We start from the raw sequence: 20855 nt of genomic DNA on the forward strand, positions 1-20855 counted from the left end.
RYRKYWRCRWRCYMWSWGMRYMMRCWWYWKKMYMWWMWRMSKYYMMWSKKKCGWCRTYYKKWMSASGMASMRKWWCASCRKRATMYSKAWRYCMWGCYTYASWAAMKSKWKMWGSSRGASWACKGYKWKRMGTRRRKRKWRGYWRAWSRYYRRYAMMYGKYRKMKYSWYRRKYAYCKKYTSRRKKMYYWMMGMAMMWRAMKMAWMSKKCRSWWKRWYYSYWWRGYKARSRWSTWWMKKKYSSYSTTMTYWMAGTKCYTGCKTMYYWKWMSKRKKSWYAKCKWSMRKMAASSWMMRWTGMYSRYCKTMTYGCASSACWAGWWKKYMRWMRKRWCWKYMRYSAWYSWMCASMRSMARCWYYWRCTKWSSRTCWRSRYMWRMAWSRTSSKSASYSMASSKWCSSKKWGYMKKWSSTKKRYSKKRKWWMAYWYKRYMWYYSTMWYMWTGRSMYKSWTSARKYMSARSRCSARCAAACYTWYKRMKKKCWTKMAAYKWWKGSTGRYMSWYRSYWYSSKKRWKRRKRMTKKKMMMRKCKTSYWMWSWMMYMKYYSSTTGATGAGTTTAAGAAAGAGCAAGGTATTGATCTTAAAAACGATCCACTAGCAATGCAGCGTGTTAAAGAAGCAGCAGAAAAAGCGAAGATCGAGCTTTCTTCTACTTCTCAAACTGATGTGAACCTACCGTATGTAACAGCTGACGCAACGGGTCCTAAGCACATGAACGTAAAAGTGACTCGTGCGAAACTAGAATCTCTAGTTGAAGATCTCGTGATGCGTTCAATTGAGCCATTGAAAACCGCACTTGCGGATGCCGAGTTAACTGTTGGTGATATCAACGATATCATTCTTGTTGGTGGCCAAACGCGTATGCCTATGGTTCAAGCGAAAGTGGCTGAGTTCTTCGGTAAAGAAGCTCGCCGTGACGTGAACCCAGATGAAGCAGTAGCAATGGGTGCTGCAGTTCAAGGTGGTGTACTAGCTGGTGATGTTAAAGACGTACTTCTGCTAGACGTTACTCCTTTGTCTCTAGGTATCGAGACTATGGGCGGCGTCATGACTAAGCTTGTTGAGAAAAACACGACGATTCCAACTAAAGCGAATCAAGTATTCTCAACCGCAGAAGATAACCAAAGTGCGGTGACTATTCACGTTGTTCAAGGTGAGCGTAAGCAAGCGATGTACAACAAGTCTCTAGGTCAATTCAATCTAGAGGGTATTCAGCCTGCGCCACGTGGATTGCCACAGATTGAAGTGACGTTCGATATTGATGCCAATGGTATCTTGAATGTTTCTGCGAAAGATAAATCGACTGGCAAAGAGCAGAAGATCACTATCCAAGCTTCAGGTGGCCTGAGCGATGCAGACATTGAGAAAATGGTTCAAGAAGCAGAAGCTAACAAAGAAGCGGACAAGAAGTTCGAAGAGCTAGCAACGGCACGTAACCAAGCTGACCAAGTGATTCATAGTACTCGTAAGCAAGTAGAAGAAGCTGGTGAAGCGCTACCTGCAGAAGAGAAAGAGAAGATCGAAGCAGCGATCACTGAGCTTGAAGAAGCTCGCAAGGGTGAAGACAAAGAAGCGATCGACGCGAAAGTACAAGCGCTAATGGCTGCGGCTCAAAAGCTAATGGAAATCGCTCAACAGAAAGCTCAAGCGGCAAATGGTGAGGCTCAAGCTAAATCAAATGTTGATGACGATGTGGTTGAAGCTGACTTCGAAGAAGTGAAGTAACGCCACCGACAGATAATTGTTTTCGAGCAATTAAAAGTTGAGTTATGTTCATAAATACATAAACTTATCGGTATTCAGGGCGTAAGAGGGAACTCATACGCCCTTTTTTCCGTTTGAGTGAGAAATTGAGTGAGGTTTTAGCATGTCAAAACGAGATTATTACAGCGTGCTAGGTGTCTCCAAGGGAGCCTCAGAGAAAGATATTAAAAAAGCCTACAAGAAGTTGGCGATGAAATATCACCCCGATAAAAATCCCGGAGATGCGACAGCAGAAGCGAATTTCAAAGAAGTAAAAGAAGCTTATGAAATTCTAACGGACAAAGAAAAACGTAGTCAGTACGACCAATTTGGTCATGCGGCATTTGAAGGTGGCGGCTTTGGTGGACATGGCGGTCACGGTGGTCATGGCGGCGGTGGGTTCGAAGACATCTTCGGTGACGCATTCCGTCAACGAGGTGGCGGTTTTGGCGGAGGTAGCTTCGGTGGCGGCGGCTTTGGTGGCTTTGAGGATATCTTCTCACAAGCTCGAGGTGGTCGTGGGCGTCCGCGCGCTCAAAAAGGGCAAGACCAAGAATATACTCTGACGGTCGACTTTATTGATGCGGTTCAAGGGGCTGAAAAAACGGTCGAATTGCCAATCAATGGTGAACAGAAAAAGATCAATGTAAAGATCCCTGCCGGTATCAAAGATGGCGAAAAGATTCGCTACTCAGGTAAAGGTGGATTAGGTGTCAATGGTGGGCCTGCGGGTGATTTACTACTCGTTATTGCAACCAGGTCACATGCGTTTTTAGATCGCGATGGTAATGACCTTATCTGCAATACCAAGGTTGATATGGTCACTGCAGCTCTGGGGGGGGAAGTAGAAGTGAATGTGCTAGACAGTCGCTTTAAGCTTAAAATCCCTGCGGGTACGCAAACTGGGCGCAAGTTCAAGATGACTGGCAAAGGCATAACAAATCGTAAAGGTGAAACGGGCGATCTATTGGTGAAGATTCAAGTTGAAACACCAACCAATCTGACCGATGCACAGCGTGAGTTGTTAGAACAATTCAGAGCAACGCTTTAGTCTTTTAAAGTAAAATGAACTAAGCCCGCCTTAAAGCCAACGCATTACAATGTAACGTATTAGAATTCAGCCACTTTATGTGGCTGAATTTTTATGCATCAAATAAGTGATTATTTCAATTCTTGAGCATCGTTGCCGATGAACTATTCTTATTCTTACCCGTAAACAAATCATTGTCTAAGGGAGGTGAGTATGAGCATGGTTTTAAAAGCATTGGTCTTAGGACTACTATTTGGCTTACTAGCGAAAGAGACATTGGCAGCCTCTTGTCCTACGATACTCAATTCAACTCAAAGAGCCTTAAACTCGACGAATGATGTCAATCTGTGCGAGCAGTTTCAGGGCAAAGTACTATTGGTGGTTAATACCGCGAGTCAATGTGGCTTTACCGGACAGTTTGAGCAATTAGAACAGCTACATAATCAATTTAAGGACCAGGGCTTTAGTGTTGTTGGTTTCCCATCGAACGACTTCAACCAAGATCGTGGCAGCGAAGAGAATACCGCGAAAGTCTGCTTTCTCGATTTTGGCGTCACATTTCCAATGATGGCGCGCAGTTCAGTGAAAGGACAGCAAGCCAACCCGGTGTTTTCCGAAATAGCTAAGCAGAGCGGGGTTTCCCCAAAGTGGAATTTCTACAAGTATCTTATCGACAAAAATGGTGCGGTGGTTGGTGTATTCTCTTCAGGTATTTCTCCTACTGACACTAAAATCACCCAAATGATAGAAAAACAGTTGTAGACGGTTCGACATAGAAGAGACCCAAGAGCCAAAGATGATTATCCAAGCTCTGGGCCTATCGTGAGCGGTATCAACCAATAAAGAAGATGTAGCTTTGAATGATAATTAGGTTGGTTAAGTCGATAAAGAAAGCGCCTACAATAGGTACGACCATGAAAGCCATTGGTGATGGCCCAAAACGGCTTACTGTTGAGCCCATATTCATCACGGCAGTCGGTGTAGCTCCCATCCCAAAACCGCAATGTCCACTGGCGATAACTGCAGCATCATAGTTCTTTCCCATCACTCGAAACGTCACGAAATACGCAAATAATGCCATTACGATAGTTTGAACCGTGAGAATTATCAGGAACGGTACCGCGAGATTGTATATCTCCCAAAGCTGTAAACTCATCAGGGCCATCGACAAGAAGAAGTTGAGAGAAGTTGTTCCTAATATATGAACCGTTTCCATATTGATACGTTTAATCCCTGTTGCCTCAAATAGATTGGTGATGATGACCCCAATAAAGAGTGCGTAGACAAAGTCAGGGATCATAAGCCAGCGAATGCCAAGCGACTTAATCATTGGTCCGAGGGTTTTAGCACCTACGACGCAAATCATAAGCAGACCAATCACTTCAACGATACTTTTAGAGGTGACTTTGTCTTGCTGAGCCTCGTCGTATGTCATAAGTTCTGGGTGTGAGGCGTGAATATCATGCTTTACGCCAAACTCTGAACTTAGCTTGTTCTTGGTTGCTAGTCGGTTCCCAACTGGACCACCGATGATGCCACCAATGATAAGACCAAATGTGGCGGAAGCCATAGCAAGCTCAAGTGTATTCTGAATGCCATATTGCTCGGTAAATGTGCCCGCCCATGCTGCGCCAGTGCCATGCCCACCAGAAAGCGTGATTGAACCAGCGATTAATCCCATAAGTGGATTCAAGCCAAGCGCTGATGCTAGCGCTACACCTACACCATTTTGAATAATGATGTAGACCGTTGCGACAAACAGAAACAAAAAGACTTTAAAACCACCTTTAGCAAGCTGTTTGTAACTAGCTGTCAAACCCACTGTGCTGAAAAACAGCATCATAAAGGTATCTTTTAACGGCAGTGAAAATTCAATCGCAATACCATTTAAGTGCGGAATCGTGATTAAGACAGCAGCAATAAGACCGCCTATGATTGGCTCTGGGATATTGTATTTGTCGAGAAAGGCGACTCTTTTTTTAAGAAAGTTACCGACGAACAGGACAACAATCGCGATCAAAAACGACTGTAATGGATCAATGGTAATAGTGTTGTGCATAGTTAACTTCGATTGTCTATACCATCCTTGAGGCTGAGAGTGTAACGACTGCTTTCGTCCTGTAGCGTCGTCTTATAATGTGATTGGGCAAACTATGACGCTAAAAAAGTCGAATCTAATTGTATTCGACTTGGCAACCTTACGAGTAAGCAACGTCTCAAAAGGCAGGTGTTTACTACCAATACTATTGTTGGAAGGGAAGCATAACAGGCGTGATTAGTGCCGAAATAATGAGCTAGTTACCAATCGATAAACAATATATTTAGATAGAAAATTTAATGGCTTATATGCGAAATAATATGGGATTTATAAAAGTTTTATTGGCTGATGCTGAGGCGTGTTACGCCTCAGGCCAGAGAATTGAAGTTAGATTTTTGAAGAGTGTGAGCTATTACTGGCAGTGAAATCATGGCTAGTAAGCTGTTGAAATGGTCGCAGTCCGAATAGTGGCATGATGGCATAGATATGATCGAAAAGATCAGATTGAATGCCTTCATAGAGTCCCCAATCGGTGGTGTTGGTGAAACCGTAGATCTGTAGCGGTATCCCTTCTGGTGTTGGTTGAAGTTGTCTGACCATAATCAACATATACTGATGAATGTCTTTGTTCGCGTGCAAGTAGGCATTCAAATAAGCTCGAAACAGTCCGATGTTGGTGAACTTGCGTTGATTCGCTTCTAGGTCATCTTGCTCCAAGCTCTGATTGTAGTCGTCCATCTCTTTAGACTTCTCAAAAATATACTGTCTCAATAAACGAAGTTTGGTGAGTTCTTCAACTTCTTCTTTGGAAACAAACCGAATCGATGTTACATCTAAATTGACTGAACGAGTAATTCTACGCCCTCCAGAGTCAGACATTCCTTGCCAGTTAATGAAAGCATTTTGCACTAATGCATAGGCAGGTAGCATGCTGACAGTATTATCGAAGTTGCGAACCTTAATGGTAGTGAGCGAGATCTCTTCTACAGTACCGTTCGCGCCATAAGAGTCCATTTGTATCCAGTCATTGAGGCTCACCATTCTGTTAGCTGAAAGCTGAATACCGGCTACAAACCCCAATATAGTGTCTTTGAAGACCAGCATGACAAAACCAGTCGCCACCCCAAGCCCTGAGAACAAGATTACGGGCGCTTCATTGGCCAATATTGAAATAGTAACAATGACGCCTATAAAGAAGGTAAACAGCTTAATCAGTTGGACAAAACTCTTTATAGGCATGCGACGCGTGATGCCTTTGTAAGTTGCCAGATCGTTCACCGCATCTAAGAAGCAATACACCATCCAGAGAATCACAAGCAAAATCAAAATGGCTAAGATTCGATCAATCACTGTCGATAGAATGTCATAGTGACTGATGGCAATGGGTATGAATATGTTTAGTACTAACAGTGGTGTAAGAATAGAGAGTTTTTCGAATACACGATTATTAGTGACGCATTCCGCCAGAGGCTTATTGGTTTTGAGCAGAATATGATTAAAGAAACGTACAAACACATGATGGGCAACCATAAAACATATCAGCGCAATGGCTAAGCTTATAACGATTAACACGAGTGTCATCGTTCCGCCATCGAGCTCGCCTGTCGACATATAGATGTTTAATTTATCTGCAACAAAGTCGCGAAAGTGGTGTTCAATCAAACTAAAGTCCTTGGTTTTTAATATTGTTAGACCGTTTTTGGAGCAATTCTATGTAAAAAGCGTAGACGAAGAAACAAGTGTACGCTTTTGTTTCCAATACAGTTTAAAGAAACTTATGAATATCTGATAAGAAATTTATTACCTTTCTCTTGTTTGCTGACAAGATGGCGCTCATATTGAAAATACAATGAATTAAATCAGAACAATAATGTGCAGGAGTTCCAATGAAAGGTGTTATCTCTATTCAATCGCATGTGGTTTACGGTCACGCAGGTAACAGCTCTGCGGTTTTTCCACTTCAGAGAATGGGTTTTGAAGTTTGGCCAATTCACACCGTGCAGTTTTCAAACCACACTCAGTATCAACAAGGTTGGACAGGGAAAGCATTTTCGGCAGAAGACATTTCAGAGCTTATCGCTGGTATCGACAATATTGGTCAGCTAAAGGACTGCAATGCGGTGTTGTCTGGTTACCAAGGTAGTGCAGAGCAGTGTCTTGCAGTTAAGGATGCCGTCGCTAAAGTGAAGCAGCGAAACCCGGATGCTATTTATGTCTGTGACCCAGTGATGGGTGACCCGGAGAAAGGTTGTATTGTCCCTCAAGGAACCACCGAGTATTTAGTTAATGACGTTATGCCAATGGCAGACGTTATCGTTCCTAATCAGTTTGAACTCAGCCAGTTCACCCAGATGGATATTGAATCATTAGAAGATGCCGTAGCGGCGTGCCAGAAAGCACTGACATTGGGACCTAAGATGGTACTGGTGAAGCACCTACATAGTATTTCTAACGATAAATTTACCATGATGTTGGCAACGCAAGAAGGCTGCTTTATTGCTCAACGTCCACATCTGACATTTACAAAACAACCGGTTGGTGTTGGTGATTTGATCTCGGCGTTATTCACAGCTGGATTATTAAAGGGCTGGACGGCCGAGCAAGCTTTTGCTCACACGAATAATGCCAGCTATGCCATTTTAAAAGAGACGCAAAACCGTCAAGAATGGGAACTACAAACTATTGCAGCTCAGGAAGAGATCGTGGCGCCTGAAGAGCAGTTTACGATTGTTCAGGTTAAATAACGACTGACGTGATATTTATACAATGAAAAAACGGGAAACCTTTAGGTTTCCCGTTTTGCTTACCAAATTACATTACGCATTCTTTGGCGGAGTGAATGCCATTAATCCCGGTACTTTGCCAGTGTACTTCTCGATACGGACTAATGAAGAGTTCGCTGCACATCCGTTAGCAAGACGTGAAGTTGGAATATCGCTAGTCAGCACGTTCGCACCACCATTTCGGCACATGCCAGTTTCAGGATCAAGGTCAGGCCAGCCACCCTCATGGATACAAACAGAACCTTGTTTGATGCCATCGGTAACCAGCGCTCCAACTAGTACTTGGCCACGGTCATTGTATGCACGAACCAGGTCGCCAGACTTGATACCATACTTCTTCGCATCTTCAGTGTTAATTGAAATCGGCTCGCGGTTAGCGATTGCATACTCTTCACGAAGCTTAGCGTAGTTAAATTGACTGTGTAGGCGGTGAGCAGCGTGCGCTGTCATTAGCTGTAGCTCGCCATCTTTAGCTGAGCCGAAGAACTCGGTTGGCTCCATCCAAGTCGGGTGCGCTGGACAATCTTCGTAGCCATAGCCTTCAATGGTTTTCGAATAGATCTCAATTTTGCCACTTGGCGTGCCAAGCGGGTTCATCACTGGATCTTTTCTAAAGTCAGCGTGGCGAACAAATCCAGCCGCTTTCTTATTGAACTTCATTTCGATCAGTTCATTAGTATCCCAGAACTTACCAAAGTTAGGCATACGAACGCGTGCAGCACGACCGCCTTTTTGAGCCGCTTCATAGAAACCTTTTAGCCAATCCATTTCAGATTTGCCTTCGGTGTAGACATCGCGACCACCTGCTTTGATAAGCTCAGACATATCAGCAAACACGTCGAAGTCATTACGTGCTTCACCTTGAGGCTCTACGACTTTTTTCATCGGTACGAGATGCTGGTTACTGTAGTCACCCGTCATCGTCATATCATTACGTTCGAATGAGGTGGTGATAGGCAGTACGATGTCAGCGTGTTTAGCTGCTGCGGTCCAGTAGATCTCTGAGATAACAATGAGCTCAGGTTTTTGCCACGCTTTGATCAAACGGTTGGTATCTTGGTGGTGGGTAAAGTTTGCACCGCCAGCCCACCAGATCATCTTAATGTCCGGGAAGGTTTTTTCATGACCGTTGTGTTGGTACGCTTTTCCAGGGTTTTCTAAGGCTTCAACAATTCGAGCAACTGGGAATGAATTGACTGCGCCTGAAATGGCCCAGTCATTACCCGCAGACGAACCACCGCCAATAGACGCAGAAATTGCAGGCAGAACGCCAGCGTCTCGTGTTGGGTTACCACCGTTTGAGTAATGGTAAGAGAAACCAAAGCCACCGCCAGGGAGACCAATTTGACCTAACATTGCCGCCAATGTAGCAATCATCCAGTGACGCTGCTCGCCAAATTGTTGACGCTGAATACCCCAACCAGCCATAAGCATGGTGCGATTGTCGCTGAAGATGTCAGCAAGCAACTCAATTTGTTTAGCTGGAACACCTGTGATATCCGCTGCCCACTCTGAAGTTTTCTCTACACCGTCTTCTTTGCCTAACAAGTAAGCTTCGAATTGGTCATAACCAGTGGTGTACTTATCTAGGAAGGCTTTATCGTGCTTACCTTTCTTAACCAAGGTGTGTGCGATACCCATGAGCATAGCAACGTCTGTCATTGGGCGAGGCGCGATCCATTGGACTTTGTCTTCGAAGAAATCAATGGTTTCAGAGCGCATTGGGTCGATAGCGATAATGGTTTTGCCAGACTTCTTAAGCTGGTGGAAGAACTCCAAACCAGAGCAGTCCGTTGAACTCCAAGCGATCTTAAGGGTGTTTAGTGGGTTCATACCCCAAAGCACAACGACGTCACTGTTTTCTAGCACCATTGGGTGTGTAGTTTGCTGCTCATACACCTCAATCGAGCCCATAACGTGAGGCATGATAACTTGCGCGGCACCAGTAGAGTAATCACCTAGGTGACCTGAGTAGCCACCTGCCAAACTCATATAACGTTGTAGTAGAGTTTGCGCTTTGTGAAGTACACCAGATGAACGCCAACCGTACGAACCAGCAAATACCGATTCTGCGCCATTAGCTTTACGAATTCGCATATGCTGCTCGTGAATCAGCTTGTAGGCATCGTCCCATGACACGCGAACATACTCGTCTTTGCCACGTTCGCCTGCTGGTGCTTCAGGGTTTTCGAGATACCCCTTGCGCACCATTGGATATTTGATACGAGCTTTAGTGTATACCTGATCTGGACCTGTAGTTTGCAAGCTATTTGGTACCGTTTGAGCAAGCGCATTCTTAGTGGAAATCAGCTTTCCATCAACCACTTCACAAAGCATCGGTCCCATGCGGCCTGCGGTTAGAACACCTGAGCCTCGTTTTGATGCTGCTGAAACGGATAGGGGAGTCAAGGAAGTAAAAGCGAGCGCACCTGCTGCCATACTTGAACCTTTGAGGAATCCACGACGTGTAATATCTGTCATAACGCTTTCCTTATTTTTAGTGACCAGCCACGTCTTTTGCGTGGTTTTGGAAGAACTTAGTGAGAATTTCTAAATCAAGAGCTGAGATATCGGTGCGATCACCCATACCTTTTGCAACCGGTCCCCATGCATTGACCGTAAAGTGGTTCGCTGGGATTTTTGCGTGGCAAGTCGAGCAGTAAACATTGTCTAGCTCTTCGGCATAGCCCCACAATGCATCCGGACTGCCTAATACTGGTTCAGTAATGTCGGTGGTGAGGGTGGCAGTGCGCCATTCATTTCCATACTCGTCTGCTTCGAACTCGCCAACGTTCAGTGCTTGTTGACCCGCGTCTGAAAGTGTTGCGATGATGTTTCGCTGCCCTTTGCCCATATATAGGACTTGTTCTGCCCCTTTCATTTGGTAGCCTGACAGCGCCACTGTGCGAGTAGTGTCAGTGTGTTTAACCACGGACATTTCTACAGCGGGATTGATGGTGCCGAGTTCTTGCAGAGCTATAGGCCCTACGGAGTAAACCGTCGTCGCATCTGATGGTGTTTTATCCGTTTGCGCAACGACACGGTTATAAGCTTCAGTATCAAGCTCCGGTTCAGGCGCGAAGTGAGCGACGCCCTTGTGGCAGTCAATACATGTTTGATTGTTAGCAATACCGTACTCGTGCATTTTTGCGGCATCTTCAGATTGCTCGTAGGTATCCATTGCATCAAATGAGTGACATGAGCGACAGGTGGCGGAGTCATTCGCACGCAATTGCGCCCAAACAGTTTCTGCCATCTCCATACGATGTGCTTCATATTTGTCTTCATCATCAATTTTGCCGGTTACAAACTCGTGATAGATATCTTTTGAAGCACGGATTTTAGTGATGACGTAATCGAGTGGGTCACTTGGTATATGGCAGTCTGAACATTCTGCGCGAATACCTTTTGCGTTCGTAAAGTGGATGGAGCCTTGATATTCCTCATAAGGGATCTGCATCGTATGGCAGGAAAGACAAAATTCGGTGCTGGATGTTTTGTGCATAATTGCAGCAGTGCCGCCAAAACTCAGCCAACCAATTAATATTCCCACACAGGTAATGAGCAAAATATATCGTTTTTTTAAATTCATAAGTATTTATTAATAAATGTGTCATTTCGTGATTATTTATAACGCTACTCCTTTAGTAGTATGTTTGGTTTTGATTTGAATCATAGATAAGCGCACTAATTTTGTGGGTTTTTATAACTGTGCTAAAGCTCACTTTTCTCTGTCGGAATTAGAGTACAAAAAAAGGACACCATATGGTGTCCTTGAGAATATGTACCTAGTTTCTAATACAAATATCTATTTAGTGATCAAGATACAGATAATTCTGCCAGCTTTTCATTCGTATCAAAACCTTACGCATAATAGAAACATGAGTGAAACTATCTGAATAAATAGCAATTTCTGCGTTAGAACCTGTCGGCAGGACATATTGACTCATGTCATCTTCGATCACCAATTTCACCATAGCACGTCCCATGGTGTTGAAACTCTGAGTGGTTCTAAGTGTGCCGCTAGCGCTAATTTGTCCTTCGGGAATTGTAGGAAGGACTTCGACGACTTTACCTTTGAACACCTTGCCCGGTAGTGCTCTAAATAAGAACTCAGCTTCGAAGCCAGGCTGAAGTCGCTGCAAAGAGTTTTGACGAAATGCACCAATGTAGAAATTTTCTTCGGTATGGACAAATGTCATCAAAGGAGCGAGTGGAAGCGGAACAGCCATCATGCCAGGGCGAAGAGCCAACTGTGTTACAAAGCCATCTGTTGGGGCACGAACCACAGTTTCTTGAAGGTTGAATTCAGCTTGTATCAATTGGGCTTTAAGCTGAGCAACGGTAGTGTTTTCACCGTAAATTTGCGACTCAAACGCTAAACGTGCACTTTCTTCCTTCGCCTGAGCGGCTTCCAAAGCGGCTTGATTTGCTTTGAAGGTTTGCAAGCGAGTATCGACTTGTTGCGCCGTAAAAGCACCTTTTTTAAAGCCTTTTTGGTAACGAGCATATTCTCGTTCAGCTTTATCGCGCTCGGCTAGAGCTTTGATTGTGTCAGATTGGGCCGCTTTGTACGCGCTTTCTAGTTGAAGTACATCTTGCTCCGCGTCTGCAAGCGCGGCTTTTGCACGAATCACTTCCGCTTCAAATGGAATTGGATCAATACGGAACAACACATCGCCTTTCTCAAGCTGTTGGTTCGCTTCGACATCGACTTCAATGACTTTACCACGCACGCTAGAAACAATGGGAGTAGTACTGTAAAACTGTCCACCGATTTGACTAAATGGATGGTTATAGTTCATCAAAAGAATAAGAGTACCGATTAGTACCACGCCACCGAGCACTGCAGTAGGCACTGTCCATTTGTTCAAAGGAATCTTAAAGATCTTAAAAATGGCAATACATAGCGCTGCATAAGTGAGTATAAGTAATAAATCCATGGATTACTTCTCCTCTGCTTGTTGTTGAACGGCAGCGTTAGATTGCTTGCCTTTAAGATAAGTGACTTCTTGCTCAAGTTCGGAAACTTGATCGATAAGACGTTCGAGTCGGTGATGAAGATCGTGTTGCTCTTCTTCTAATTTATGAAAACCCCAACCGCGTTCACTACGCCATAAGGTTGCCCAAATCCAAAGAAATGGCCATATTGCGTGAAGCGTAAATAAGCTTACCCAACCAGCGACATGTATGGCATCCTGATGAGGATGGTCACGCTCTTTTGCTATTTCATAAGGAATGTCGTGAATGACGATAATTCCATAAAAAATAACCAGAGCAACGAAGACAAGAAGGCCTAGAGCAAAATAATCAAGAAACATAATGCATCCTTGCTAACAAGTAATGAAGAGAACAATGTGTTCATTCGGTAAGTTAAGTATCTGTTATATTTATGTATTAAACAACACTGTGCGGTAATTAAAAGGATAGAAAGTGGGATTTATTGGAGAAGCAGCTGCGGTAGGTGCTGCGATGGTTTGGGCGATTGCAACGTGGATTTACAGCCAGTTTTCACATCACTTTACTGCGTTACAACTTAATATCATTAAAGGATCAATCGCGTCATTGATGATGTTGATTGTTCTGCCATTTACTCCAATGCCTGAGGTCGCGATCGAACCTAAATATCTATGGGTTTTAGGTATCTCAGGCGTTATTGGTATAGCCATTGGAGACAGTGCCTACTTTGCAGCTTTAAAAAGAATCGGTGCTAATAAAACTCTGTTGCTGGAATCTTTGGCACCGCCTTTGTCAGGAGTTCTCGCACTTATATTTCTAGGCGCAGCACTGCAACTGCAAAGCTGGTTAGGCGTTATCATTACTACTATCGCGGTGACAGCAGTTGTGTTCCAACCTAACGAAAGTGACGGTTCGGCTCTTAATCTTCAGGGTGTTGGGTATGGACTCGTCGCCAGTGTCTGTCAGGCTTCTGGGGTGGTGATCTCCCACTTTGCTCTGGTGCAAGGGGATCTCCCTCCGTTGCTAGGTGCACTCATTCGATTAGTCATTGGTGTCATGGCGGTTGCCGCCATCATTCCCTTTGTCGAGAAAAAGCCATTTTCGACGATTCTTATTCAAAGCCGAGATATGTCGAAAAAGAATTGGACCTGGTTGCTTGCCGCTATATTTGTAGGAACATTCTTAGCATTGTGGTTACAGCAGGTAGCCTTAAAGTACGCCAACCCTGCTATTGCCCAAACACTGATTGCGACCAGCCCGTTGTTTATCCTAATCATTTATGCGATTCGTGGGGAACGCGTGACTAAACGCAGTGTACTCGGGACATTATGTGCGTTGGGAGGAATCTCCCTGTTTTTCTTGTAATCAAATGCAGGGATAAACAGAAAATAATATCGAAATGCCTACTAACTAAGCAGGCATTTTAGTGTCATAGGCGAGTCGGTAACCCCTAAACGTTGCGCCGCAGTTTGACCAGATTTGTCTTGGTAACAAAGGTTGTGCCACGCTCTGAAGATATCCAATAGCGGATGAATTCCGGCAGGTCTTAGCTTTCTTCTTGGTTCGTTGATAAAGCTTTCGAACAGCAATTGGAATCGGTCTTGGTAAAAATCGATCTGTTTGGTCGAAGCTGATTTCAACCAATAAGGAACATTTGGATTACTCCCGGCTAAATAACATATTCCTTTACTCGCACCGGAAGGTTGTTGAGTCACTGCCCAGCGGTCGCGCCACCACCCCATCAGAACAACGTCGATCATCTCTGATGGTTCAGAATCAGCCCAATTTTCATCTTGCTCAACATACATAAGATCGACAGTGCCGGCTTGAATACGAGGCAAGCAAATCGTAAGAGCGGCAGAGCGCAATACCGGATCTTGCGGCATATAAATCGAAACTCGCTTGCTATCGGTTAACGACTGTAAAATATGTAAGTAATGCGCATAAGAGGTATAAGGTGCGCGTATCAGCGCTCCGACGGCCGGATAATTAAACGCAGCGAAATTACCGAGAGGATCTTCGACATTGCTTCGCGCCAGAATGTTCTGATACTTAACATCGATACGACTTTTTAAATCATCGGTAGGTATATTTACTTCGCTATTGTTTTCTGCACTGTAGTCGGAAGGAACAATTTGGCAGTCAACTTGAAAAGCGTTGTGATCGGTAAAGCTTGTTGGCGTGGCATCAACAGAGTAATTGGTATGCTGACACAATACGTAACCCGAGTTAGCGTCACAGGTTGCGAACCAGAACACGCCATTGTTACTAAGTGGCTGAAGCGTCCGATAGTTGGATGTTAGTTGGTATTCATCAGCGTGATTAATCCATCTCGCATCAATATCAGCAAGCTTGCGTCGGCATCGACTGGCGATTTGATCAATATGATCATAGAAAGTCTTAGGGTTGATTTCGAGCTTTCGACAGATTTCTCTTACCGAGTAGCCAGTGAACAATAAACCTAAGAGTGTCTCTTGAAAGGAGAGCTTTTTGTTGGTTCCAGACCAACGATCGACAAAAGTGCCCTGACAGGATTTACAGCGGTAACGTTGACGATCACCGCTAAAGCCAAAAGCGTGGTAACGATCTTTATGGGTATGAACGGACAGGCCATAATTTTCACATTGAGCGTCCTTACAAGAGGGAAGGCCGTCATGGTGATGTTGGCTTAAGCGATCGAGTTCGTTAAGAACTTCTTGGTTATTAAGTAGGGGGGGAAACGCGCCACACTCTCGGCATACCATCGCTGGCCGTTTAGGATTACTGTGCTGCAGGATATAGAGGTTTGCATCACTTCGTCCAAAATTGTCACACGCCAATGTTTTACAAAAATTGAGCTGTAATCCATTTGCGGCTAACGGCAGTCTGCCTTCTGACACGTTCACCCCCTATGGTTCGGTCGATTCCTTGGCAAAGAAAAGCCAGCTCATTCAGGCATTGAGCTGGCTTTGTTCTTTAAATGTTGATTGCAGTCTCTAGCGCTACAACCATCATGTCATTAAATGATTTTTGACGGTCTTCTGAGCTTAGTTTCTCACCACGGATAATATGGTCAGATACCGTTAGTACAGTCAGAGCTTTAGCTCCTAGGTCAGCAGCTACACCGTAAATACCCGCTGCTTCCATATCTACACCAAGAATACCCAGATGCTTCATTTTATCGAAAATGTCTGCTTCTGGAGTGTAGAAAAGATCCGCAGAAAAAATGTTACCCACTTTTACTGGTACTTCTTGTAAGCGCGCTTGTTTTACCGCTTCTTCAAGTAGGCCGTAGTCTGCGATGGCAGCAAAGTCATGATCGTTAAAACGGATACGGTTCACTTTTGAATCCGTTGATGCACCCATGCCGATGACAACGTCCATAAGGTTAACGTCGTCACGTACAGCACCACAGCTACCAACGCGGATAACATTTTTCACGCCGTAATCTTTGATTAGCTCATGAACGTAGATGCAGCATGACGGGATACCCATACCGTGGCCCATGACAGACACTTTTTTGCCTTTGTAAGTACCTGTGAAGCCAAACATGTTGCGAACGTCACACACTTTTACAACGTCTTCAAGGAAAGTTTCCGCGATATATTGCGCGCGAAGTGGGTCACCTGGCATTAGTACAGTTTCCGCGAAATCACCTGGATTAGCATTAATGTGTGGGGTAGCCATTGTATCACTCCTAAAGTTTTAACTAATTCTGTTGAACGTGTCGTTCGTCGTTGATGGGGATTTTATAACGATATATCGGTGCTCTATGAGATTTTAATCACATTTTTGTCGGTAATTATATAAAAGGCAGTTAATGATAACTAAATCTGTTGAAAGTGGTTAGGCAATCGATTTTTTCTGAAAAAACTACTCGATGAGAAAATTTTTCGTGGAGAAGTGAACCAAATTGCTGTGCGATGCATACAATTGTACAAGATAAAATTTTGTATCACTTACTTAATCACAAATGAAAAGCCAGTCAGTTTAGCGAAGCGAGGGGTTCAACATGGAAGACACAATCGTAGTGGGTATTAGCTCTTGTTTATTAGGAGAGAAAGTTCGTTTTGACTCCGGTCATAAGCAAAGCAGTTACGTTAACAAAGAATTGGCAGACTACTTTGACTTTGTTTCTGTATGTCCTGAGGTAGGCATGGGCCTGCCAGTGCCGCGACCAACCATTCGATTGATGACGAATGAAGAGCGCATTGCTTTGGTAGATACGAAAGATAGCACACGAGACCACACCGAAGGCATGATGCGCTTTTCTCGGGAGAAAGTTTCCGAAATAAAAGATACGGAGATGTGCGGCTATATAGTTTGCGCTAAATCCCCAAGTTGCGGGATGGAGCGCGTGAAAGTCTACAGCAAAGGTCACGCATCCACTGATGGAGTCGGCTTATATACCAAGCACCTGATGGAACAAATGCCATGGCTACCAGTGGAAGAAGACGGACGATTGAACGATCCTGTGTTAAAAGAGAATTTTATATCTCGCGTATACAGCTTGAAAGACTTCTATCGCTCAATGGAGGGCAACCCGACTCCTGGAAAAATCGTTGCATTTCACTCTCGATACAAGCTTACGTTGATGGCTCACGAACCTAGTGCTTATAAATCTCTTGGACGACTTGTTGCCAAGCAAAGCGAGTATACACCAAGTGAATTTTACACAGCTTACCGCAACGGCTTGATGGAGGCTCTCAGAAATAGAGCCAGTAGAAAGAATGTCACCAATGTATTGATGCATATTCAAGGCTATTTTAAACGTTCCCTCAACAAAGATGAAAAAGCGGAACTTGCGAAGGTCATTGATGACTATCGTGTTGGACTATTACCCATCTTAGCGCCTCTAACGTTGTTGAAACACTACTTGAATGCTTACCCAGATGATTACTTGGCAAGTCAAATCTTCCTTCAACCACATCCAGAAGAGATGCGTTTACGATATGGGCTGTAATGAAAAACGATATGCCATCAGAGAAATAGCAGATTTGACTGGTATTAAACCTGTGACATTACGAGCATGGCAGCGTCGTTACAATTTGGTTCAGCCGCTTCGCACTGAAAAGGGCCATAGGGTATACACCGCGGATGACCTCGAAAAGATTAAAACCATCCAGAGTTGGTTAAATAAGGGCGTTTCTATCGGCAAGGTAAAGTCTTTATTGGAATCTGAAGTAGTTTCGAGTGCAGTGGAAGACGCTAATCAATTGGAAGAAGTGTCAGAGACATTGGATAGTTTAGCTGGGCTAGACGGGGGAAAAACCGATCGCTTGATCGCGATGGTACTCAAGGAGTATCCATTGACAATTGTAGAATCGAAATTCGTTATTCCCATTTTGGGTGCTATCCACTTCTTAAAGCTTGGCCCCCGCTCTTTGCAGCTTGCTTTGTTCAAAACGATGTTTATTAAGCATCTGAGCTTAATGGTTAACTCAGAGAGTAAACGTGGTCACCGATTAAATAAGTTAATGGTGAGTTTGGATGAAACAGGAAACATATTTGCGTGGCTTTACTACGCTCAGTTGGTAGAACAGGGTGAGAGTGTTGTTTTTTTAGATGGGGTGGAGGAGATGAGTACACTGTTCACGGATGTGGTGCAGTATCAAGCAGTCTATGTCTTTGCACAAAAGTCATTACCTGATAAGCAGCTAGATACCATTGTGGATGCACTACAAAGAGATGGTCACAATATTCAAGTTTCCCCAGTTATTGCCCATTTAATAGACGTGCGCAAAGGAGCCGAATCATGAGGCTAGTTCTATTCAATCGAGACCTACGCGTCACAGACAATACGGCGTTAATAGAAGCAATAGATGGTGAAACCCCTGTTATTGCAGCGTTTGTTGCTACCCCAGAACAGTGGAAAAGTCATTCGCTCTCACCCATTCAAGCTGATTTAATTTGGCGACGTCTGACTGTTTTGCAAAGTGAGCTAAAACAAATCAATGTGCCTCTCATCTACCAAGAAGCTCAAGATTATGCTGCTGCGAATACTTGGTTGGCCGAAATTTGTCATCAATTTGATGTGCAAGAGGTATTTTTGAACCGTGATTACGAGATTAATGAAGCTAACCGAATCCAGGAACTGTCAGAGATAGCCGGGACAGAATGGCGTGTAAGGGCGTTTGATGACAAGTGTATTTTAAAACCCGGTTCGGTACTCAATCAAAAAGGGGATTACTTTAAGGTTTTTACTCCCTTTAAAAAAGCGTGGTTAAAAATCGTTGGTGAATTTATCGTGCGTAAGCCACAGCTATCCGCACTAGTTACGGCGCCTGCCAACCTCTTGTTCGACTCCAGTTCCTCATTTTCGTATCCAACGAGAGATAGCTCAGAATGGTCTGTAGACAGCCATGAGATCATTCAGCAGCTGAGAGACTTCTCTGCTGACAAAGCGAACCTCTACCAAGCCGAGCGGGACTTTCCTGCATTGGACAGCACAAGTATGTTAAGTCCATATCTCGCCATTGGGGCAATATCGGCTCGCCAATGTGTTGCTAGGCTTAAGTATGATGCAGCCAACACTTCGTTATCAACTGGTGCCGAGACATGGTTGAGTGAACTGATCTGGCGAGAATTTTACCAACACCTTATCTATTTCGAACCCAAGCTTTGTAAACATCACGGATACTTATCATGGGAGAAACACCTGAAGTGGACAGGAAAGCTTGATCATTTCAAGCAATGGTGCGAGGGAAAAACAGGTTATCCAATCGTTGATGCCGCTATGCGTCAGCTTAATACCAAAGGGTGGATGCACAATCGATTGAGAATGGTAGTAGCCAGTTTCTTAACTAAAGATTTGCATATAGATTGGAGGTTGGGGGAGCAGTACTTTATGACACAACTCATTGACGGTGACTTTGCTGCCAACAATGGTGGATGGCAATGGAGCGCATCTACAGGTTGTGATGGGCAACCCTATTTTCGTATTTTTAACCCAATAAGTCAGGGGGAAAAATTCGATGCTAATGGCGAGTTCATAAGAACGTGGATTCCTGAGCTTAACTCGGTCCCTAACAAATTTATTCACAAGCCTTGGCTTTGGAATGAGTTCGAGAATGTCGATTATCCGCAACCGATAGTTGATCATAAGATACAAAGAGATATAACCTTAGCTTTGTATAAAGATGCAAAGGACCAACATTGATGTTACGTAAAACCCTTTTAGCCGCCTGTTTGGGCTTTTCACACTGGTTGAGTGCCGCCACCTACAACCTTCCGACTGACGGGAGTAATATGGTGGGAACGTTGCAGTATCACAGTGTGGTGGCTGGGGAAACCATGTCTGATATTGCTAAGCAGTATGATGTTGGCTTTCTGTCTCTAATGGCAGCAAACAAGGGTGTGGATCCTTTCTTACCCAAAGAAGGCTACGTTCTGACTATTCCCAGTCAGGCTATTTTGCCGCATGTCGATTATAAAGGCATCGTGATCAATTTGGCTGAGCTGAGGTTGTACTATTTTGAACCTGACAAAAATCTGGTTCACATCTTTCCTGTAGGTATTGGTCGAATTGGTCAAGATACACCGGAAATGACAACGAAAATCAGCCAATTGAGAGAGGCTCCAACTTGGACGCCGCCTACTTCAATTCGTAAAGAGTATTTAGCCAAAGGTGTCGAGCTACCTAAAGTCGTTCCCGCTGGTCCGGAAAACCCACTCGGAGACTATGCGATGAGACTCGCGTACGGGACAGGTTCTTACTTGATCCATGGTACTAACAAAGACTTCGGTATTGGTCTGAGGGTAAGCGCTGGTTGTATTCGAATGGACCCAAAAGACATTGATTGGTTGTTCCACCAAGCGAAAGTAGGTATGCAAGTAAGAATCATTGATGAGCCTATAAAGATCGCATTAGAGCCAGACAGAAGCGTGTTTATTGAAGCACACGAACCTTTGACCCGCAGTGACGGAACTAAAAAGGAAATGGACATCCCACAAGAGTTGACGTGGTGGCTTGACGAGTACGGTATTAATGACCGAATTGCTCGCGCGGCGGTGTTAGCACAAAATGGTGTGCCGATTGAAGTCGTACCGGCTATGGATGACTTAGAATAACAGGTCGATTTACAGATATAAAAAAACACCCGCATCGAGCGGGTGTTTTTCTTAGTATTCTTGTTACTTACTTAGTGTAATGCTTAGCCATTCTACCAATCCTGTAAAACCAAGTCTTATCTTTATATATCAATGCCTTATGGGTATGCACTTTTACCAATATAGTCCAATAATGACCAGTATCAGGAAAATTTGTCGCCATTTTGTCGCCACTTTTCACGAAAGATAAGGCTACAACCCTAAGTGGGAA

Annotated in this window: 16 protein-coding genes and 1 pseudogene; 9 read left to right on the top strand and 8 right to left on the bottom strand. The window is 44.2% G+C overall.

Annotation, left to right across the window (positions count from 1 at the left end; translation table 11 throughout):
* Positions 1–552: 552 nt before the first annotated feature.
* From HOP38_RS18100 to HOP38_RS18110, 3 genes and pseudogenes are all read left to right on the top strand, one after another.
* Positions 553–1728: pseudogene (locus HOP38_RS18100) on the top strand (Hsp70 family protein); the annotation flags it as partial.
* 142 nt (positions 1729–1870) lie between these two features.
* Complete coding sequence (locus HOP38_RS18105; protein ID WP_038226117.1) at positions 1871–2797, top strand: DnaJ C-terminal domain-containing protein; 927 nt, start codon at positions 1871–1873, stop codon at positions 2795–2797.
* A 198-nt stretch (positions 2798–2995) separates the two neighbouring features.
* The gene (locus tag HOP38_RS18110; protein WP_242456584.1) at positions 2996–3538 is read left to right on the top strand and encodes a glutathione peroxidase; all 543 of its coding nucleotides are present in this window, start codon (positions 2996–2998) and stop codon (positions 3536–3538) included.
* Between the two features lie 70 nt (positions 3539–3608).
* Here the strand turns inward: HOP38_RS18110 and gltS are convergent, their stop codons facing one another.
* Both gltS and HOP38_RS18120 read right to left on the bottom strand, forming a co-directional pair.
* Positions 3609–4835, bottom strand: a complete 1227-nt coding sequence (gene gltS, locus HOP38_RS18115) for a sodium/glutamate symporter (RefSeq protein ID WP_006069332.1) — start codon at positions 4833–4835, stop codon at positions 3609–3611.
* A 366-nt stretch (positions 4836–5201) separates the two neighbouring features.
* Positions 5202–6476, bottom strand: coding sequence for a mechanosensitive ion channel family protein (locus HOP38_RS18120; RefSeq protein WP_006069331.1), 1275 nt, complete (start codon positions 6474–6476; stop codon positions 5202–5204).
* Between the two features lie 224 nt (positions 6477–6700).
* Here HOP38_RS18120 and pdxY point away from each other — a divergent pair, with 224 nt between their 5' ends.
* The gene (pdxY, locus tag HOP38_RS18125; protein ID WP_198558625.1) at positions 6701–7558 is read left to right on the top strand and encodes a pyridoxal kinase PdxY; all 858 of its coding nucleotides are present in this window, start codon (positions 6701–6703) and stop codon (positions 7556–7558) included.
* Between the two features lie 72 nt (positions 7559–7630).
* Here the strand turns inward: pdxY and HOP38_RS18130 are convergent, their stop codons facing one another.
* The 4 genes from HOP38_RS18130 to HOP38_RS18145 form a co-directional block, all read right to left on the bottom strand.
* Entirely contained in the window at positions 7631–10078 is a 2448-nt protein-coding gene (locus tag HOP38_RS18130) for a molybdopterin guanine dinucleotide-containing S/N-oxide reductase (RefSeq protein ID WP_124941738.1), read from the bottom strand.
* Between the two features lie 16 nt (positions 10079–10094).
* Positions 10095–11189 carry a NapC/NirT family cytochrome c gene (locus HOP38_RS18135; protein ID WP_198558626.1) on the bottom strand — a complete coding sequence of 365 codons (1095 nt, stop codon included), beginning with the start codon at positions 11187–11189 and terminating at the stop codon, positions 10095–10097.
* 220 nt (positions 11190–11409) lie between these two features.
* Entirely contained in the window at positions 11410–12540 is a 1131-nt protein-coding gene (locus HOP38_RS18140; protein ID WP_006069327.1) for an HlyD family secretion protein, read from the bottom strand.
* Between the two features lie 3 nt (positions 12541–12543).
* Positions 12544–12918, bottom strand: a complete 375-nt coding sequence (locus HOP38_RS18145) for a DUF3302 domain-containing protein (RefSeq protein ID WP_006069326.1) — start codon at positions 12916–12918, stop codon at positions 12544–12546.
* 112 nt (positions 12919–13030) lie between these two features.
* On the opposite strand from HOP38_RS18145, the gene HOP38_RS18150 reads away from it, so the two are divergent.
* A complete protein-coding gene (locus HOP38_RS18150) occupies positions 13031–13921 on the top strand; it encodes a DMT family transporter (protein WP_198558627.1) in 891 nt (296 codons plus the stop codon).
* A gap of 41 nt (positions 13922–13962) precedes the next feature.
* On the opposite strand, the gene HOP38_RS18155 is transcribed toward HOP38_RS18150, so the two are convergent.
* The gene (locus HOP38_RS18155) at positions 13963–15435 is read right to left on the bottom strand and encodes a lactate dehydrogenase (protein ID WP_038221642.1); all 1473 of its coding nucleotides are present in this window, start codon (positions 15433–15435) and stop codon (positions 13963–13965) included.
* 76 nt (positions 15436–15511) lie between these two features.
* On the bottom strand, positions 15512–16222 hold the full coding sequence (gene deoD, locus HOP38_RS18160) for a purine-nucleoside phosphorylase (RefSeq protein WP_006069323.1): 711 nt from the start codon (positions 16220–16222) through the stop codon (positions 15512–15514).
* Between the two features lie 325 nt (positions 16223–16547).
* Here deoD and HOP38_RS18165 point away from each other — a divergent pair, with 325 nt between their 5' ends.
* From HOP38_RS18165 to HOP38_RS18180, 4 genes are read left to right on the top strand one after another with little or no spacing between them, the layout of a single operon-like run.
* Positions 16548–17498 (top strand): YbgA family protein, encoded by a 951-nt coding sequence (locus HOP38_RS18165; protein ID WP_006069322.1) that lies wholly within the window; start codon positions 16548–16550, stop codon positions 17496–17498.
* Positions 17488–18294, top strand: coding sequence for a MerR family transcriptional regulator (locus tag HOP38_RS18170; protein WP_006069321.1), 807 nt, complete (start codon positions 17488–17490; stop codon positions 18292–18294). Before HOP38_RS18165 ends, HOP38_RS18170 begins: the two co-directional genes overlap by 11 nt.
* The gene (phrB, locus tag HOP38_RS18175) at positions 18291–19694 is read left to right on the top strand and encodes a deoxyribodipyrimidine photo-lyase (protein WP_198558628.1); all 1404 of its coding nucleotides are present in this window, start codon (positions 18291–18293) and stop codon (positions 19692–19694) included. The genes HOP38_RS18170 and phrB overlap by 4 nt, the downstream gene beginning before the upstream one ends.
* A complete protein-coding gene (locus HOP38_RS18180; protein WP_198558629.1) occupies positions 19694–20605 on the top strand; it encodes a L,D-transpeptidase family protein in 912 nt (303 codons plus the stop codon). Before phrB ends, HOP38_RS18180 begins: the two co-directional genes overlap by 1 nt.
* Positions 20606–20855 lie beyond the last annotated feature (250 nt).

This window comes from Vibrio mediterranei (genome assembly GCF_013364395.1).
GTDB classification, from domain to species: domain Bacteria; phylum Pseudomonadota; class Gammaproteobacteria; order Enterobacterales; family Vibrionaceae; genus Vibrio; species Vibrio mediterranei.

Excerpts from the sequence above, each read along its gene's own strand:
- HOP38_RS18140 (WP_006069327.1), bottom strand. The coding sequence starts at position 12,540 with ATGGATTTATTACTTATACTCACTTATGCAGCGCTATGTATTGCCATT.
- HOP38_RS18170 (WP_006069321.1), top strand. The coding sequence starts at position 17,488 with ATGGGCTGTAATGAAAAACGATATGCCATCAGAGAAATAGCAGATTTG.
- HOP38_RS18180 (WP_198558629.1), top strand. The coding sequence starts at position 19,694 with ATGTTACGTAAAACCCTTTTAGCCGCCTGTTTGGGCTTTTCACACTGG.
- pdxY (WP_198558625.1), top strand. The coding sequence starts at position 6,701 with ATGAAAGGTGTTATCTCTATTCAATCGCATGTGGTTTACGGTCACGCA.
- HOP38_RS18145 (WP_006069326.1), bottom strand. The coding sequence starts at position 12,918 with ATGTTTCTTGATTATTTTGCTCTAGGCCTTCTTGTCTTCGTTGCTCTG.
- gltS (WP_006069332.1), bottom strand. The coding sequence starts at position 4,835 with ATGCACAACACTATTACCATTGATCCATTACAGTCGTTTTTGATCGCG.
- HOP38_RS18105 (WP_038226117.1), top strand. The coding sequence starts at position 1,871 with ATGTCAAAACGAGATTATTACAGCGTGCTAGGTGTCTCCAAGGGAGCC.
- deoD (WP_006069323.1), bottom strand. The coding sequence starts at position 16,222 with ATGGCTACCCCACACATTAATGCTAATCCAGGTGATTTCGCGGAAACT.
- HOP38_RS18110 (WP_242456584.1), top strand. The coding sequence starts at position 2,996 with ATGGTTTTAAAAGCATTGGTCTTAGGACTACTATTTGGCTTACTAGCG.
- HOP38_RS18130 (WP_124941738.1), bottom strand. The coding sequence starts at position 10,078 with ATGACAGATATTACACGTCGTGGATTCCTCAAAGGTTCAAGTATGGCA.
- HOP38_RS18165 (WP_006069322.1), top strand. The coding sequence starts at position 16,548 with ATGGAAGACACAATCGTAGTGGGTATTAGCTCTTGTTTATTAGGAGAG.
- phrB (WP_198558628.1), top strand. The coding sequence starts at position 18,291 with ATGAGGCTAGTTCTATTCAATCGAGACCTACGCGTCACAGACAATACG.
- HOP38_RS18135 (WP_198558626.1), bottom strand. The coding sequence starts at position 11,189 with ATGAATTTAAAAAAACGATATATTTTGCTCATTACCTGTGTGGGAATA.